This is a genomic window from Staphylococcus kloosii (assembly GCF_003019255.1).
Lineage (GTDB): Bacteria > Bacillota > Bacilli > Staphylococcales > Staphylococcaceae > Staphylococcus > Staphylococcus kloosii.
The window spans coordinates 1-17,871 of sequence record NZ_CP027846.1; the positions used below are offsets into that span (position 1 = coordinate 1).

The window sequence follows — 17,871 nt, forward strand, 5'->3', positions numbered from 1 at the left end:
TCAACCTTGCGGTCGTACTCCCCAGGCGGAGTGCTTAATGCGTTAGCTGCAGCACTAAGGGGCGGAAACCCCCTAACACTTAGCACTCATCGTTTACGGCGTGGACTACCAGGGTATCTAATCCTGTTTGATCCCCACGCTTTCGCACATCAGCGTCAGTTACAGACCAGAAAGTCGCCTTCGCCACTGGTGTTCCTCCATATCTCTGCGCATTTCACCGCTACACATGGAATTCCACTTTCCTCTTCTGCACTCAAGTCTCCCAGTTTCCAATGACCCTCCACGGTTGAGCCGTGGGCTTTCACATCAGACTTAAGAAACCGCCTACGCGCGCTTTACGCCCAATAATTCCGGATAACGCTTGCCACCTACGTATTACCGCGGCTGCTGGCACGTAGTTAGCCGTGGCTTTCTGATTAGGTACCGTCAAGGTGCGCACAGTTACTTACGCACTTGTTCTTCCCTAATAACAGAGCTTTACGATCCGAAGACCTTCATCACTCACGCGGCGTTGCTCCGTCAGGCTTTCGCCCATTGCGGAAGATTCCCTACTGCTGCCTCCCGTAGGAGTCTGGACCGTGTCTCAGTTCCAGTGTGGCCGATCACCCTCTCAGGTCGGCTACGTATCGTTGCCTTGGTAAGCCGTTACCTTACCAACTAGCTAATACGGCGCGGGTCCATCTATAAGTGATAGCAAAGCCATCTTTCACTGTAGAACCATGCGGTTCTACATGTTATCCGGCATTAGCTTCGGTTTCCCGAAGTTATTCCAGTCTTATAGGTAGGTTACCCACGTGTTACTCACCCGTCCGCCGCTAACGTCAAAGGAGCAAGCTCCTTATCTGTTCGCTCGACTTGCATGTATTAGGCACGCCGCCAGCGTTCATCCTGAGCCAGGATCAAACTCTCCATAAAAAATTATGATGTTTGATTAGCTCATAAATACTAATTGTGTGTTATCTCTAACACGTTTAAACCAACGATTATATCGTTGCGTTTGGAATTAACGTTGACATATTGCAATTCAGTTTTCAATGTTCATTTGTTTAATCAACAAGAATTAATTATACAGACAATAACTTTCAAAGTCAATAACTTTTTTTCTTTTTGATGAAACTTCCATAAAAAAATGACCTTACGGTCTTAAAAATGGAATTGCCTGGCAACGTCCTACTCTAGCGGGATGTAAGTCCGACTACCATCGGCGCTAAGGAGCTTAACTTCTGTGTTCGGCATGGGAACAGGTGTGACCTCCTTGCCATTGTCACCAGACAATGATGTATAAAGTTATACATTCAAAACTAGATAGTAAGTAAATATCATTTTACCAATCAAAACATTTAAATTGATTAAGTCTTCGATCGATTAGTATTCGTCAGCTCCACATGTCGCCATGCTTCCACCTCGAACCTATTAACCTCATCATCTTTGAGGGATCTTATAACCGAAGTTGGGAAATCTCATCTTGAGGGGGGCTTCATGCTTAGATGCTTTCAGCACTTATCCCGTCCATACATAGCTACCCAGCGATGCCGTTGGCACGACAACTGGTACACCAGAGGTATGTCCATCCCGGTCCTCTCGTACTAAGGACAGCTCCTCTCAAATTTCCTACGCCCACGACGGATAGGGACCGAACTGTCTCACGACGTTCTGAACCCAGCTCGCGTACCGCTTTAATGGGCGAACAGCCCAACCCTTGGGACCGACTACAGCCCCAGGATGCGATGAGCCGACATCGAGGTGCCAAACCTCCCCGTCGATGTGAACTCTTGGGGGAGATAAGCCTGTTATCCCCGGGGTAGCTTTTATCCGTTGAGCGATGGCCCTTCCATGCGGAACCACCGGATCACTAAGTCCGTCTTTCGACCCTGCTCGACTTGTAAGTCTCGCAGTCAAGCTCCCTTATGCCTTTACACTCTGTGAATGATTTCCAACCATTCTGAGGGAACCTTTGAGCGCCTCCGTTACTCTTTAGGAGGCGACCGCCCCAGTCAAACTGCCCATCTGACACTGTCTCCCACCATGATCAATGGTGCGGGTTAGAAATCCAACACAGCGAGGGTAGTATCCCACCAACGCCTCCACGTAAACTAGCGTTCACGCTTCTAAGGCTCCTACCTATCCTGTACAAACTGTGCCGAATTTCAATATCAGACTGCAGTAAAGCTCCACGGGGTCTTTCCGTCCTGTCGCGGGTAACCTGCATCTTCACAGGTACTATGATTTCACCGAGTCTCTCGTTGAGACAGTGCCCAAATCGTTACGCCTTTCGTGCGGGTCGGAACTTACCCGACAAGGAATTTCGCTACCTTAGGACCGTTATAGTTACGGCCGCCGTTTACTGGGGCTTCGATTCGTAGCTTCGCAGAAGCTAACCACTCCTCTTAACCTTCCAGCACCGGGCAGGCGTCAGCCCCTATACATCACCTTACGGTTTAGCAGAGACCTGTGTTTTTGATAAACAGTCGCTTGGGCCTATTCACTGCGGCTCTCCCGGGCGTTAACCCTAGAGAGCACCCCTTCTCCCGAAGTTACGGGGTCATTTTGCCGAGTTCCTTAACGAGAGTTCGCTCGCTCACCTTAGAATTCTCATCTTGACTACCTGTGTCGGTTTGCGGTACGGGCACCTAATATTCTAGCTAGAGGCTTTTCTTGGCAGTGTGAAATCAACGACTCGAGGAAACAATTTCCTCTCCCCATCACAGCTTGACCTTATGAGTGCCGGATTTGCCTAACACTCAGTCTTACTGCTTGGACGTGCACTCCAACAGCACGCTTCGCCTATCCTACTGCGTCCCCCCATCGCTTAAAACGAATTTAGGTGGTACAGGAATATCAACCTGTTATCCATCGCCTACGCCTATCGGCCTCAGCTTAGGTCCCGACTAACCCAGAGCGGACGAGCCTTCCTCTGGAAACCTTAGTCAATCGGTGGACGGGATTCTCACCCGTCTTTCGCTACTCACACCGGCATTCTCACTTCTAAGCGCTCCACATGTCCTTGCGATCATGCTTCAACGCCCTTAGAACGCTCTCCTACCATTGTCCTACGGACAATCCACAGCTTCGGTAATATGTTTAGCCCCGGTACATTTTCGGCGCAGTGTCACTCGACTAGTGAGCTATTACGCACTCTTTAAATGATGGCTGCTTCTAAGCCAACATCCTAGTTGTCTGGGCAACGCCACATCCTTTTCCACTTAACATATATTTTGGGACCTTAGCTGGTGGTCTGGGCTGTTTCCCTTTCGAACACGGACCTTATCACCCATGTTCTGACTCCCAAGTTAAATTGATTGGCATTCGGAGTTTGTCTGAATTCGGTAACCCGAGAAGGGCCCCTCGTCCAAACAGTGCTCTACCTCCAATAATCATCACTTGAGGCTAGCCCTAAAGCTATTTCGGAGAGAACCAGCTATCTCCAGGTTCGATTGGAATTTCTCCGCTACCCACAACTCATCCGCTCACTTTTCAACGTAAGTCGGTTCGGTCCTCCATTCAGTGTTACCTGAACTTCAACCTGGTCATGGGTAGATCACCTGGTTTCGGGTCTACGACCAAATACTCAACGCCCTATTCAGACTCGCTTTCGCTACGGCTCCACATTTCCTGCTTAACCTTGCATCAAATCGTAACTCGCCGGTTCATTCTACAAAAGGCACGCCATCACCCATTAACGGGCTCTGACTACTTGTAAGCACACGGTTTCAAGTTCTCTTTCACTCCCCTTCCGGGGTACTTTTCACCTTTCCCTCACGGTACTGGTTCACTATCGGTCACTAGAGAGTATTTAGCCTTGGGAGATGGTCCTCCCAGATTCCGACGGAATTTCACGTGCTCCGTCGTACTCAGGATCCACTCAAGAGGGTTATCGTTTTCGACTACAGGATTATTACCTTCTTTGATGTATCTTTCCAGATACTTCGTCTAACAATAACTTTTGTAACTCCGTATAGAGTGTCCTACAACCCCAACAAGCAAGCTTGTTGGTTTGGGCTGTTCCCGTTTCGCTCGCCGCTACTCAGGGAATCGATTTTTCTTTCTCTTCCTCCGGGTACTAAGATGTTTCAGTTCTCCGGGTATGCCTTCTAACATGCTATGTATTCACATGTTGATAACACGACATGACTCGTGTTGGGTTTCCCCATTCGGAAATCTCTGGATCAAAGCTTACTTACAGCTCCCCAAAGCATATCGTCGTTAGTAACGTCCTTCTTCGGCTTCTAGTGCCAAGGCATCCACCGTGCGCCCTTAATAACTTAATCTTTTTGTTTTCAAGTCAAACGCTCGCATTCTGCTTTGTTGCTTCGTCTGATTGTCAGTTGTTTACAGAAGTAAACGCCTTAAATCATCCTCGCAACGCATTGACTGACAAACGTTTTCTTTTGAAAACATCTATCGAAGTCAAACATAACGTCTAACTCAAAACCCAAAATGTTATTAATCTGTGAGTGTTCTTTCGAACACTAGCGATTATTTTAGTTTGAATTCAAGCTTTTAAAAACTCTAATTCACTCGGTTTTGCTTGGTAAAATCTATATTTTACTTACTTATCTAGTTTTCAATGTACAATCTTTGAATACTCTATGAGCATTCAAAACTGAATACAATATGTCTACGTTATTCCGTTTCATCTTCGTAGAAGATGTTCCGAATATATCCTTAGAAAGGAGGTGATCCAGCCGCACCTTCCGATACGGCTACCTTGTTACGACTTCACCCCAATCATTTGTCCCACCTTCGACGGCTAGCTCCATAATGGTTACTCCACCGGCTTCGGGTGTTACAAACTCTCGTGGTGTGACGGGCGGTGTGTACAAGACCCGGGAACGTATTCACCGTAGCATGCTGATCTACGATTACTAGCGATTCCAGCTTCATGTAGTCGAGTTGCAGACTACAATCCGAACTGAGAACAACTTTATGGGATTTGCATGACCTCGCGGTTTAGCTGCCCTTTGTATTGTCCATTGTAGCACGTGTGTAGCCCAAATCATAAGGGGCATGATGATTTGACGTCATCCCCACCTTCCTCCGGTTTGTCACCGGCAGTCAACTTAGAGTGCCCAACTTAATGATGGCAACTAAGCTTAAGGGTTGCGCTCGTTGCGGGACTTAACCCAACATCTCACGACACGAGCTGACGACAACCATGCACCACCTGTCACTTTGTCCCCCGAAGGGGAAAGCTCTGTCTCCAGAGTGGTCAAAGGATGTCAAGATTTGGTAAGGTTCTTCGCGTTGCTTCGAATTAAACCACATGCTCCACCGCTTGTGCGGGTCCCCGTCAATTCCTTTGAGTTTCAACCTTGCGGTCGTACTCCCCAGGCGGAGTGCTTAATGCGTTAGCTGCAGCACTAAGGGGCGGAAACCCCCTAACACTTAGCACTCATCGTTTACGGCGTGGACTACCAGGGTATCTAATCCTGTTTGATCCCCACGCTTTCGCACATCAGCGTCAGTTACAGACCAGAAAGTCGCCTTCGCCACTGGTGTTCCTCCATATCTCTGCGCATTTCACCGCTACACATGGAATTCCACTTTCCTCTTCTGCACTCAAGTCTCCCAGTTTCCAATGACCCTCCACGGTTGAGCCGTGGGCTTTCACATCAGACTTAAGAAACCGCCTACGCGCGCTTTACGCCCAATAATTCCGGATAACGCTTGCCACCTACGTATTACCGCGGCTGCTGGCACGTAGTTAGCCGTGGCTTTCTGATTAGGTACCGTCAAGGTGCGCACAGTTACTTACGCACTTGTTCTTCCCTAATAACAGAGCTTTACGATCCGAAGACCTTCATCACTCACGCGGCGTTGCTCCGTCAGGCTTTCGCCCATTGCGGAAGATTCCCTACTGCTGCCTCCCGTAGGAGTCTGGACCGTGTCTCAGTTCCAGTGTGGCCGATCACCCTCTCAGGTCGGCTACGTATCGTTGCCTTGGTAAGCCGTTACCTTACCAACTAGCTAATACGGCGCGGGTCCATCTATAAGTGATAGCAAAGCCATCTTTCACTGTAGAACCATGCGGTTCTACATGTTATCCGGCATTAGCTTCGGTTTCCCGAAGTTATTCCAGTCTTATAGGTAGGTTACCCACGTGTTACTCACCCGTCCGCCGCTAACGTCAAAGGAGCAAGCTCCTTATCTGTTCGCTCGACTTGCATGTATTAGGCACGCCGCCAGCGTTCATCCTGAGCCAGGATCAAACTCTCCATAAAAAATTATGATGTTTGATTAGCTCATAAATACTAATTGTGTGTTATCTCTAACACGTTTAAACCAACGATTATATCGTTGTGTTTGGAATTAACGTTGACATATTGCAATTCAGTTTTCAATGTTCATTTGTTTAATCATATCATGGTGGAGACTAGCGGGATCGAACCGCTGACCTCCTGCGTGCAAAGCAGGCGCTCTCCCATCTGAGCTAAGCCCCCATTAAGTAAACAAGAGTCGGGAAGACAGGATTCGAACCTGCGACCCCTTGGTCCCAAACCAAGTGCTCTACCAAGCTGAGCTACTTCCCGTATTTAATTGAAGTTCTTATAAAATGGCGCGCCCGATAGGAGTCGAACCCATAACCTCTTGATCCGTAGTCAAACGCTCTATCCAGTTGAGCTACGGGCGCATATTTAAAATAAGATGGTGCCGAGGACCGGAATCGAACCGGTACGGTAATTACTTACCGCAGGATTTTAAGTCCTGTGCGTCTGCCAGTTCCGCCACCCCGGCACAAAAAAATAATGGAGCAGAAGACGGGATTCGAACCCGCGACCCCAACCTTGGCAAGGTTGTATTCTACCGCTGAACTACTTCTGCATATCCAAAAACAAAAATAATAAATCTGGATGAGCCATAGAGGATTCGAACCTCTGACCCTCTGATTAAAAGTCAGATGCTCTACCAACTGAGCTAATGGCTCATGAGATGGTGCCGGCCAGAGGACTTGAACCCCCAACCTACTGATTACAAGTCAGTTGCTCTACCAGTTGAGCTAGGCCGGCACAATATCTAATTGAGAAATGGTGGAGAATGACGGGTTCGAACCGCCGACCCTCTGCTTGTAAGGCAGATGCTCTCCCAGCTGAGCTAATTCTCCGATTTGTTTATTGCCTGGCAACGTCCTACTCTAGCGGGATGTAAATCCGACTACCATCGGCGCTAAGGAGCTTAACTTCTGTGTTCGGCATGGGAACAGGTGTGACCTCCTTGCCATTGTCACCAGACAAATTAACTTACTTTATTAATGATACACGCTTTATTTATTGATTTCAATAGTCAATTTTACACTTTGAAATAACTTTTTAATATGTATGTAATGTAAGTTCAAACATTTAATCGTTTGTTTTTTGCGACTTTATTATGATACTTGATTTCGTAATCTTTGTCAACACTTTTATCAAAGTATTTTTTGTTACAAATCAATAACATCTATAACTTTTCTCGACTTGAATAAGTCTATCACATATTCGCATATATTTCTATTCCTTTTTGCCCTTAAATTTTATCTTTTATGTGTAATTATGCGAACAAAGTAACTTTAAAGGCTTATTTTTACATGTTTAATCATTCATATATATAATAAAAAGCAGTCCCTCCACTAAATTCAGGAAGAACTGCTATATTTAAATATTATTTTTGTCTCATATAAGGGAATAATAATACGTCTCTAATTGAAGCTGAGTTTGTTAATAGCATTACAAGTCGATCTATACCAATTCCTAGTCCACCTGTTGGAGGCATACCATATTCTAACGCTTCGATGAAATCTTCGTCCATTTCATGCGCTTCATCGTTACCTTCTGCTTTTTCTACTAATTGAGCTTCAAATCTTTCTCTTTGATCAATTGGATCATTAAGTTCAGTAAATGCATTACCATGTTCTCTACCTACTATAAATAATTCAAAACGATCCGTAAATCTTGGATCTTCTGGATTTTTCTTAGCTAATGGTGATATTTCAATTGGGTGTCCGTAAATAAATGTAGGTTGAATTAATGTTTCTTCTACTTTTTGTTCAAAGAATTCATTTAATATATGACCATATTTCATAGTACTAGTAATTTCAATACCGTGTTCTTTAGCTAAGTTTTTAGCTTCTTCTGTAGTTTCTACTTCAAAGAAGTTAACGCCAGTAACCTCTTTTACAGCATCAACCATGTGTACTCGTTTCCAATTTGACTCTAAATCTATAGTTTCTTCTCCGTATTGTACTTTCGCAGTACCTAATACATTTTGAGCAATCTCTCTAATCATAGACTCTGTTAAGTCCATAATATCTACATAGTCAGCATACGCTTCATATAGTTCAATCATAGTGAATTCAGGGTTGTGTCTAGTAGAAACACCTTCGTTTCTAAATACACGGCCAATTTCGTATACTTTTTCAAGTCCACCTACAATTAGACGTTTTAAGTGTAGTTCAATAGCAATACGCATATATAATGTAGCATCTAGGGCATTGTGATGTGTAACGAAAGGTCTAGCTGCCGCACCACCAGCAATTTGATGCATCATTGGTGTTTCTACTTCTAGGAATCCTTTTTTATTTAAATAGTTACGCATTTCTTGCAAGATTTTACTACGATTAATAAATGTTTGTGTACTATCTTGGTTTGTAATTAAATCTAAATAACGCTGGCGGTAACGTTGCTCAATATCTTGTAAACCATGGAATTTATCTGGTAACGGTCTTAACGCTTTTGTTAATAAAGTGAAAGATTTAGCTTTTACTGATAATTCACCAGTATTCGTTTTGAACATCACGCCTTCAACACCAACTATGTCGCCTAGGTCAGTGCCTTTCCATAAATCAAATTGCTCTTCTCCAATTTGATCTTTTCTCACATATATTTGAATTTGACCAGATAAGTCTTGTACATGGGCGAAACCAGCTTTACCTTTACCTCTTTTAGTCATAAGACGTCCAGCAATCACTACGCTACTTTCATCTTCTTTTTCATGTAATTCTTCTTTAGATAAGTGGTCCCACTCTTCATGTAGACCTTCAGCTGTAGCTGAGCGATCAAATCGTTTCCCAAAAGGATCGATACCCAAATCATATAGTTCTTGCATTTTTTGACGGCGGACCTGCATTTGGTCATTCATTTCTTCTGACATTAACTTTCTCTCCTTTTATGCTTGTTGTTCTGCTTTGTCATTAGACATTTTTAGCTTGGAATTCTTGTAATATAACTATCAGTTGTTTGTTCTGCTTCGGTTTAGCTTGGCTAATTTTTTACCGCACCGTTACTATGAACATCATTTAGATATCTTAAATCATGCTTACTTATTTCCATAGCGCCAACTTTTCACTATTTAATTCTACTAGACGATGTCAATGTAATAAAGTAATTTCTTTTTTATTTTGTATTGTTGTTTGAATAATGATATTTCTAATCTCTAAATAGTGAATTGTACTTCATATTATTAGATAGAATTGCTTTATTTAGTCTTCACATTATACTTACATCGAATTACTTTATGATATACCTGAACGAGAAAATCACTAACACCAGTTATCGAAGTAAGAACTAAGTTAATATTTATATTCATAACTCAGATTCCAAGCATTATATATTAGTTTCTTATTCCTTATACTTTTTCACTGTATCATCAGGTATAACTAGCTCACTAATACTTAATTGAGTGCGGGGTTCCACGACATCTGCTGCTATATCGTTTAACGGTGTTAAGACAAATGCTCTTTCCCTCATTCTTGGGTGAGGTACTATTAAATTCTCTTCTTCGATAATTTCATCCTCATACAACAAAATATCTACGTCTAACGTTCTTGGTCCCCAACGAATATCTCTAACACGATGTAATTGTTGTTCAGTATAAAAGCATCGTTGTAACAATTGTTGTGGTGTCAGTTCTGTCTTCACTTCAACACATAAATTTAAAAAGTTTGGCTGATCAACGTAACCTACTGGTTCAGTTTCATAAACTGATGAAATTTGTGAAACTTGCACACCTTCAACGTTATCCAAAATCTTTATAGCAGATTCTAATTGTTCTAGTCTTTCTCCTACATTGCTACCCAAACCTAAATATGCCGTTTTCATCAATGATTGCTCCTCACGATTTCTACACCTACACCGTCATAATGACCTTGTATTGGAGGATTTTTTTTAGTTATTCTCACTTTAGTTTCCATTACACGATTATAGTGTGAATTTATACGTTTTGCAATACGTTCAGCTAGATGCTCCACCAAGTTTACTGGTGAACCTTCCATAATAGCTTTAACATCTTCAAAGACTTCGCCATAATGTACAGTATCTAATACATCGTCAGATTTACCTGCCTCTGTTAAATCTACATTCAACGTAATATCTACAATAAAGATTTGACCTATTTTATTTTCTTCAGGTAATGCACCATGATATCCGTAAAACTGTAAACCATTAAGAAAAATTGTGTCGCTCATCTTCATTCTCCTTTAAAAAATCCATACTTTGACCAATACGTACATTTAGTCCTACATTGTGAACTCTCACGCCACTAACGCCTTTCATTATACCATATGCAGTTGTAGCTGCTGTTGCTTCGTCTCGCTCAGTTGGCGCAGTATCTTGCCCGATCATTTCTTTAACGAAACGCTTTCTACTTGTAGCCAATAACACTGGATATTCTGTCGCTACTAATTCGTCTAACCTAGCCATTACTTCTTGTTCTTCTTGGCGTGTTTTAGCAAATCCAATACCTGGATCTATCCATATTTTATGTTTTGGTATACCTGCCATTTCGGCTTTATTGGCTTGTTTTAATAAATATACCAACATCTCATCCATGACGGGTTCATCTCTTTTACCATCACCATTATGCATTAAAACAATTTCACATTCATATTTTGCTGCAATATCTATCATTTTACCATCGTATAAACCTGCCCATTGATCGTTAATCATTGTAGCGCCTGCTTGTATAGCTGCTTCGGCTACTTCACTTCTAAAAGTATCGACTGACAATTGAACATCGTAACGCATCAATGCTTTGATAACAGGAATAACCCTATTTATTTCTTCATCTATAGAAACTTCTTCGTGACCAGGTCTCGTCGAAACACCGCCAACGTCAACGATATCTACGCCTTCGTCAATCATTTCTTCAACACGTTGCATAGCTGCTTCTATTTGATTGAATTGCCCCCCGTCCGAAAAAGAATCTGGTGTTACATTTAAAATGCCCATGATTTTAGTATGACTCACAGTGCTCTTCCTTTCATTTACAGAAATTTACTAACTAAATGAAACATTATTATATTTATGATAACGCGATTTAGCATTTTTTTCAGTATGCAATACTTATAATGTCACAGCTACATACAGTATTTATAAAATTAAAAAACCGAACACTTTATCAGAAGTGTCCGGTTAAAATCTATATCAGTTATAAAATTACTCGAAAGAATATAATGGTGTTGATAAGTAACGTTCACCATTACTTGGTAATACTGTAACTACAGTTTTACCTTTACCTAATTCTTTAGCTTTTTGAATTGCAGCGTGAATCGCAGCACCTGAAGAAATTCCGCCTAAAATACCTTCTTCTTTAGCAACTTTACGAGACATATCCATTGCAGTTTCATTTCCAACTTTAATAATGTCGTCATAAACTTCTGTGTCTAATGTGTCAGGTACAAAGCCTGCGCCTAAACCTTGTAATTTGTGAGGGCCAGGTTCTCCACCACTTAATACAGGTGAATCTTCTGGTTCAATAGCTACTAATTGGACTTCAGGATATTTTTCTTTAAGCACTTTACCAACGCCAGTTAAAGTTCCGCCAGTACCTACACCAGCTAAGAATGCGTCGATTGTTTTACCTTCGAATTGTTTAACTAATTCTGGACCAGTAGTTAATTCGTGGATACGAGGGTTAGCTGGGTTTTCGAATTGTTGAGGTTCGAAGTAACCATGTTCTTCTTTTAATTCTTTAGCTTTTTTAATAGCGCCTTTCATTGCTTCTGATCCAGGCGTTAGTACAACTTCTGCACCATAAGCTTTTAATAAGTTACGACGCTCTTGACTCATTGTTTCTGGCATAGTGAATACAGCTTTATAACCTTTAGCTGCACATACGAATGCTAAACCAATTCCAGTGTTACCACTTGTTGGTTCTACAATAGTGTCACCTGGTTTAATTTTGCCGTCTTTTTCAGCTTGTTCAATCATACCTAATGCGATACGGTCTTTTACTGAGCCGCCTGGATTTTGGTATTCAAGTTTAACATAGACATCAGCTGCATCTTCATCTACTACTCGATTTAATTTAACTACAGGTGTATTGCCGATTACGTCTACAATGTTTTCAAAACGATTGTTTGTCATAAGAAACGCTCCTTTATTTATAAAAGTTAAAACTTACTTTTTCTCTCGGATATATTTCTATTTTATCAGATTTTTCAGCAAATACAACTTTAACTTACTATAGAGCTAAATTATTATTTAATTTTAATATTTTTTAATGAATTTTAGTTTTGAATAAGTGCTTGTAATTCTTCTTCACTGTATTCATATTTACTGCGACAGAAATGACATTCAGCTTCTGCGCCATGGTCTTCTTCAATCATACTGTTGATTTCAGCTTCACCTAATCCTTTAATTGCATTTAAGAATTTATCATGTCCACAATTACATTCGAATTGAGTCGGTAATTCTTCTAAAATTTGAACATTAGATTCACCTAAAACTTCATATAACAATTCTTCAGGTGATAAACCTTGGTCGATAAGTTTAGAAACAGGTGTCATATTATTTATAGCGTCTTCTAATTTTGTAATTGTTTCATCTTTTGCACCTGGCATTACTTGAATAATAAAACCACCAGACGCTTTGATAGAGTTGTCAGGGTTAACTAATACACCTAAACCAACTGAAGAAGGTACTTGTTCACTTTTTGCGAAGTAGTAAGTGAAATCGTCACCTACTTCACCAGACACAATCGGACTTGAACCTGAGAAGTAATCTTTCATGCCTACATCTTTTACAACTGTTAGCGAACCATTAGTACCGACCGCTCTGCTAACATCTAATTTACCAATATCATTTAATGGGAAATGTGTTTGTGGATTAGTAACGTATCCTCTAACGTTCCCTTTAGCATCTGCATCAGCGATTACTTTACCTACAGGGCCTTGGCCATCAAGTGTAACAGTTAATTTTTGGTCACCTTTTAACATTGCCCCCATCATAACTGTCGCTGTCATCGTACGACCTAATGCGGCAGACGCAGTTGGCCAAGTATAATGTCTAGTTTGTGCTTCTTGCACAGTTTCAGTTGTCAATGCACTATAAGCTCTAATTTGGCCATCAAAAGCTAGAGCTTTAACAATATAATCTTTTGTCATTCTTTATTTCTCCTTTTTTGTGAAAGTTTATTGTTCGTTTTAATGTTTCGTACAATCACTTTAATTTTACATTCAATATATTGTAATAGCTTATAAGTAAAATTGCCATCTATTTGTTTGCACCAAATTATTTCTTCGTATAACAATTAAAAAACTCCTTTTCTACTAATCATTGTTTAGCAGAAAAGGAGTAACTTTTAAATTAATTTCGATTGCTTGGATCGTTAGGATCACTTGGGTTGCTTGGTTTATCAATGTTCGGTGCTTGTTCATGACCAGTTTGTTCACTACTTGAGTCTTGATCTTCGCTACCGTTCTCTTCACTGTTGTTAGAATCATTATTATCTTGATTATCTTTGTTTGTTAATTCATGTTGTTCTTTACGAATGTCGTCATAAGATTTACCGTATTTTCCTTCTTGGAAATCAGAATCTTCTTCATTAGCAACTTTCGCATCATCGTAATTAACTTCTGGTAATACACCATCGTAGAATAATGATCTAATTTGTTCAGCAACCAATGTTTCTTCAGTAAGCAATGTTTTCGCAATTAATTCTAATTGAGATTTGTGTTCTAATAAGATTTCTTTCGCACGTGCGTATTGTTCTTTCACGATGCGTTGAACTTCTTTATCGATTTCATATGCAATTTGGCCAGAATATTCTGCTTCGCCTTGCATATCTTTACCTAAGAACACTTGACCACCGCTACCACTAGAGAATTGTAATGGTCCAAGTTTTTCACTCATACCGTATTCAGTAACCATCTTACGTGCAATTTGTGTAGCACGTTCAAAGTCATTTGATGCACCTGTTGATACTTCATTAAAGTTAATATCTTCAGAAACACGGCCACCAAGCAGACCACAAATTTTATCTAGTAACTCTGGTTCAGTCATTAAGAAGCGATCTTGTTTTGGTAACATCATCGCATAACCACCGGCTTGTCCACGTGGCACAATTGTAACCTTGTGAACGACTTCGGCTTCGTCTAACACCATACCAATAATTGTATGTCCTGCTTCATGGTGAGCAACGATATTTCTTTCTTTTTCGGAAATAACACGTGATTTTTTAGCTGGACCAGCGATTACGCGGTCTGTTGCTTCTTCAATATCACGCATGTCGATTTTTTTCTTACCTTCACGTACAGCAATTAATGAAGCTTCGTTTAATAAGTTTTCTAAATCTGCACCAGAGAAGCCAGGTGTTCTTTGAGAAATTGCTTTTAAATCTACTGTTTCATCAAGAGGTTTGTTTCTAGCGTGAACATGCAGAATTGCTTCACGGCCTTTAACATCTGGTCGACCAACTTGTATTTGTCTGTCGAAACGTCCAGGACGTAATAATGCTGGGTCAAGGATGTCTGGTCTGTTAGTTGCGGCAATCATAATGATACCTTCATTTTCACCAAAGCCATCCATTTCAACTAGTAATTGGTTAAGCGTTTGTTCACGTTCATCGTGTCCGCCACCAACACCTGCACCACGTTGACGTCCAACTGCATCAATTTCATCTATGAAAATGATACAAGGCGCATTTTTCTTAGCATTTTCAAATAAGTCACGTACACGGCTGGCACCAACACCAACAAACATCTCAACAAAGTCTGAACCACTGATTGAGAAGAAAGGCGTACCTGCTTCACCAGCTACGGCACGAGCTAATAAAGTTTTACCTGTACCTGGAGGTCCTACTAATAGCACCCCTTTAGGAATACGTGAACCCATTTGTTTAAATTGCTTGTTATCTTTTAAGAAGTCCACAATTTCGATAAGTTCTTGTTTCTCTTCATCTGCACCAGCTACATCAGAGAAGCGTACACGTTTTTTCTGACTGTCGTACATTTTAGCTTTGGATTTACCAAAGTTCATCATACGACCGCCACCGCCGCCACCTTGTGCTTGGCTTAAGAAGAATATAAACAACAACGCGATAATTAATACTGGAATTAATGTAGTTAATATACTTACGAATACGCTTTGTTTTTCTTCTTCTTTAACTGTAAATTTTAAATCATGTTGTTTTTGTGCTGTATCTGTAATTTTTTCTAATTCTTTATTGTTGTTATATAGAATAGTTGAAGAATAATCTTCACCTTTATCGGTTTTACCACTCACCATATAAACATTTTGCTCTGGTTGTATTTTTAGTGATTTTAACTCACCTTTATCAAGTTGTTTCACAAATTGATTATAAGTAAGCTTCTTCGGCATATTGCCATTTCCATTGAGCCATGAAAATAAACCAAAAATTATAACGCCAATGATTGCGATTACTAGCACATTGCGAAAGGCTTTCTGCATGCGTCATTTCCTCCTACTTCAATAATAAAACTAACAAAAATTGTAACACAATAGTACATTTAAAGGCTAGTATTTCAACTTTAGTGTTGCGCTTACAACCCTTGTTACTTTAGTTTTTTGAATTCTAATGTTTAAACAAATTATTCCCATAATCTATGTAATACTTTTATTATCTCATGCCCTTAAAGTTAATTTTACTAAGGGGTGAATATCTAGTATATAACATCATCATTAAAGGTTAAATTGACTTGCTTTAATTTGAATAAATTTCTGGTTTTAAAGTACCGATGTAAGGTAAGTTACGGTAAAGTTCTTTGTAATCTAAACCATATCCAACTACAAATTCATCAGGTATCTTCTTACCTACATATTTTGCCTCGATATCCGCTTTACGACGATTTGGTTTATCCAATAACGTCACAATTTCTAATGACTTAACACGACGAGATTCTAACAACTCGGTGATTGATTTTAATGTTGTTCCTGTTTCAAGGATATCTTCAATAATCAATACATCTTTACCTTCAATTGATGAACTCAAGTCTTTTAAAATTTGTACTTCACCAGTAGATTCTGTCCCACCATGATAGCTTGATACATCCATAAAATCGATTGATAAGTGAGTATCAATACGTTTAATTAAGTCAGTCATAAACATAATTGAACCTTTTAAGATACCAATACAAACAAGTGGTTTATCTTGATAATCTTTTGTAAGTTGCTTCCCTAAATCTTTACAAATTGATTGTATATCCTCTTCTGTAAGTAAAACTTCTTTCAAATCATCATGCATTTCCAAGTTCATCTCCCATATTTTTTATCTTCATTGCTTGTTTATAACTTTCCTTTATAAATAAAGTGCCAACTGCAATAATTTCGTTTTGATTATTGATAATGACAGGTAATTGATTGCGCTCATCAGCTCTAACTTTATGATCAATCAACAATCTACTTACCTTTTTATGACCTTCTACACCATTTAGCTTAAACTTATCGCCGTCTTTTCGCGTTCGTACAGTTAATGGGAATTGATGTTGTGGCATTGCTTTATTTATCTCGATGTTGTAATGCCCAAATTGGTACATGTCTGGTTGTGTTATCGTCACATTTCTTAATTGCTGGCTATAATTTGCCATTATAATAAATTTATCATATGCAATATGAATTATCCATTTTTCCGACGAATATAATATTGATTGGCTAACGTTTTCACGTAATTGACGGAACCAATCGTTATAAGTTTTTTCCGGAAATACTAATTCAGTGTGCAATTTCTGTAAAGCCACGTCGAGCACGGTTATTTGTAAAGCTTGATCCAATGCATTGAATTCAGACCTTGAAATAAACAACGGTGCCGTTAACTCATCGTTACTGCTAGTTTGTAAAAACGCTTGAGCCCTTGCTTGTAGATGTAGTAGTTGTTCATCATGCCATGCCTTTAATTTTAACAATTGTTGCGAGTTAAGTTGAGCATTTTGTTCAATTGCTGGTAGTATGCGATTACGAATATCATTACGGACGTAGTCATTTTGGTTATTTGTTTCGTCCTCATAAAATGGTATCTGATGTTGATTTTGATATTGTTGAATATGTTGTTTTGATACATTGAGTAATGGACGTACAATCTTGTAGCCTTCTCTCCAACTCACATCAGCTATGCCTAAACTACTACGTGTCGATTTACCAGTCATTATGCGATAGAAAATCGTTTCTATTTGGTCATCTTGATGATGCGCAGTTATCAATACATCGCCATTTAATATTTTCATTTGCTTATCAAACCACTCATAGCGTAGATGTCGCGCTTCATTTTCGATACTTTTACCTTTATCTACTATATGGTTTAGGTTCAACGTTTTAGTATGTAAGGGAATATCTAAATCTCTGCAATATTGTTGAATAAACTGTTCTTCTTCGTTTGATGCAAGTCGTAATCCGTGATTAACGTGTAAACAAGTAAGTTTTCTATAACTGGTTTTCAAAGTAGTATTTAATAAATGTAGTAATACCATGCTATCGACACCTGTTGATACCGCTAAAACGACATGACTATTGTCATCCCACTCAGTTGTATTAACTTCCAATATTAATCCCTCCTCACAACAACTTTCACGACAAATTCAATTACTTTTATTATGCTGAACTGAATTTCTCAATAAAAATAGACTGTTTCCTTCAATCAAGAAACAGTCTGTGATTGTTAACATTAAAG

General features: G+C 40.0%; 9 protein-coding genes, 8 tRNA genes, 4 rRNA genes and 1 other annotated feature. All 21 genes read right to left on the reverse strand.

Annotation, left to right across the window (positions count from 1 at the left end; all coding sequences use genetic code 11):
• Positions 1-915: a sequence feature (16S ribosomal RNA rRNA prediction is too short), on the reverse strand.
• Positions 916-1,157: 242 nt separating this feature from the next.
• The 21 genes from rrf (C7J89_RS00005) to tilS all read right to left on the reverse strand — a co-directional run bounded on the left by rrf (C7J89_RS00005) (position 1,158) and on the right by tilS (position 17,743).
• Positions 1,158-1,272: ribosomal RNA gene (gene rrf, locus C7J89_RS00005) — 5S ribosomal RNA — on the reverse strand.
• Between the two features lie 73 nt (positions 1,273-1,345).
• Positions 1,346-4,268, reverse strand: a 23S ribosomal RNA gene (locus C7J89_RS00010).
• Between the two features lie 401 nt (positions 4,269-4,669).
• Positions 4,670-6,221 (reverse strand): 16S ribosomal RNA (locus C7J89_RS00015).
• A 143-nt stretch (positions 6,222-6,364) separates the two neighbouring features.
• Positions 6,365-6,440 (reverse strand) — tRNA-Ala (locus C7J89_RS00020).
• A gap of 16 nt (positions 6,441-6,456) precedes the next feature.
• A tRNA-Pro gene (locus C7J89_RS00025) sits at positions 6,457-6,530 on the reverse strand.
• Positions 6,531-6,554: 24 nt separating this feature from the next.
• Positions 6,555-6,631: transfer RNA gene (locus tag C7J89_RS00030), tRNA-Arg, on the reverse strand.
• 15 nt (positions 6,632-6,646) lie between these two features.
• Positions 6,647-6,735 (reverse strand) — tRNA-Leu (locus C7J89_RS00035).
• A 12-nt stretch (positions 6,736-6,747) separates the two neighbouring features.
• Positions 6,748-6,822 (reverse strand) — tRNA-Gly (locus tag C7J89_RS00040).
• Positions 6,823-6,852: 30 nt separating this feature from the next.
• A tRNA-Lys gene (locus C7J89_RS00045) sits at positions 6,853-6,925 on the reverse strand.
• Positions 6,926-6,931: 6 nt separating this feature from the next.
• Positions 6,932-7,007, reverse strand: a tRNA-Thr gene (locus tag C7J89_RS00050).
• Between the two features lie 19 nt (positions 7,008-7,026).
• Positions 7,027-7,102: transfer RNA gene (locus C7J89_RS00055), tRNA-Val, on the reverse strand.
• Positions 7,103-7,114: 12 nt separating this feature from the next.
• Positions 7,115-7,229, reverse strand: a 5S ribosomal RNA gene (rrf, locus tag C7J89_RS00060).
• Together the 16S, 23S and 5S rRNA genes with 8 tRNA genes alongside form the textbook arrangement of a ribosomal RNA operon.
• Before the next feature lie 406 nt (positions 7,230-7,635).
• Positions 7,636-9,123 carry a lysine--tRNA ligase gene (lysS, locus tag C7J89_RS00065; protein WP_103294769.1) on the reverse strand — a complete coding sequence of 496 codons (1,488 nt, stop codon included), beginning with the start codon at positions 9,121-9,123 and terminating at the stop codon, positions 7,636-7,638.
• Positions 9,124-9,590: 467 nt separating this feature from the next.
• Entirely contained in the window at positions 9,591-10,070 is a 480-nt protein-coding gene (gene folK / locus C7J89_RS00070) for a 2-amino-4-hydroxy-6-hydroxymethyldihydropteridine diphosphokinase (protein ID WP_103294768.1), read from the reverse strand.
• Positions 10,070-10,435: a dihydroneopterin aldolase gene (folB, locus tag C7J89_RS00075; RefSeq protein ID WP_061855530.1), complete on the reverse strand. Its 366-nt coding sequence runs from the start codon at positions 10,433-10,435 to the stop codon at positions 10,070-10,072. The genes folK and folB overlap by 1 nt, the downstream gene beginning before the upstream one ends.
• Entirely contained in the window at positions 10,413-11,216 is an 804-nt protein-coding gene (gene folP / locus C7J89_RS00080) for a dihydropteroate synthase (protein WP_103294767.1), read from the reverse strand. The genes folB and folP overlap by 23 nt, the downstream gene beginning before the upstream one ends.
• A 189-nt stretch (positions 11,217-11,405) precedes the next feature.
• The gene (gene cysK, locus C7J89_RS00085) at positions 11,406-12,335 is read right to left on the reverse strand and encodes a cysteine synthase A (RefSeq protein WP_061855532.1); all 930 of its coding nucleotides are present in this window, start codon (positions 12,333-12,335) and stop codon (positions 11,406-11,408) included.
• 143 nt (positions 12,336-12,478) lie between these two features.
• A complete protein-coding gene (hslO, locus tag C7J89_RS00090; protein ID WP_061855533.1) occupies positions 12,479-13,354 on the reverse strand; it encodes an Hsp33 family molecular chaperone HslO in 876 nt (291 codons plus the stop codon).
• Positions 13,355-13,556: 202 nt separating this feature from the next.
• Positions 13,557-15,659 carry an ATP-dependent zinc metalloprotease FtsH gene (gene ftsH / locus C7J89_RS00095; RefSeq protein ID WP_103294766.1) on the reverse strand — a complete coding sequence of 701 codons (2,103 nt, stop codon included), beginning with the start codon at positions 15,657-15,659 and terminating at the stop codon, positions 13,557-13,559.
• A 253-nt stretch (positions 15,660-15,912) separates the two neighbouring features.
• Positions 15,913-16,452, reverse strand: a complete 540-nt coding sequence (gene hpt, locus C7J89_RS00100) for a hypoxanthine phosphoribosyltransferase (RefSeq protein ID WP_061855535.1) — start codon at positions 16,450-16,452, stop codon at positions 15,913-15,915.
• On the reverse strand, positions 16,445-17,743 hold the full coding sequence (gene tilS, locus C7J89_RS00105) for a tRNA lysidine(34) synthetase TilS (RefSeq protein WP_061855536.1): 1,299 nt from the start codon (positions 17,741-17,743) through the stop codon (positions 16,445-16,447). Before tilS ends, hpt begins: the two co-directional genes overlap by 8 nt.
• Between the last annotated feature and the right edge of the window lie 128 nt (positions 17,744-17,871).

Coding starts and splice junctions, on each gene's coding strand:
- lysS (WP_103294769.1), bottom strand. CDS start 9,123: ATGTCAGAAGAAATGAATGACCAAATGCAGGTCCGCCGTCAAAAAATG.
- folK (WP_103294768.1), bottom strand. CDS start 10,070: ATGAAAACGGCATATTTAGGTTTGGGTAGCAATGTAGGAGAAAGACTA.
- folB (WP_061855530.1), bottom strand. CDS start 10,435: ATGAGCGACACAATTTTTCTTAATGGTTTACAGTTTTACGGATATCAT.
- cysK (WP_061855532.1), bottom strand. CDS start 12,335: ATGACAAACAATCGTTTTGAAAACATTGTAGACGTAATCGGCAATACA.
- hslO (WP_061855533.1), bottom strand. CDS start 13,354: ATGACAAAAGATTATATTGTTAAAGCTCTAGCTTTTGATGGCCAAATT.
- ftsH (WP_103294766.1), bottom strand. CDS start 15,659: ATGCAGAAAGCCTTTCGCAATGTGCTAGTAATCGCAATCATTGGCGTT.
- hpt (WP_061855535.1), bottom strand. CDS start 16,452: ATGCATGATGATTTGAAAGAAGTTTTACTTACAGAAGAGGATATACAA.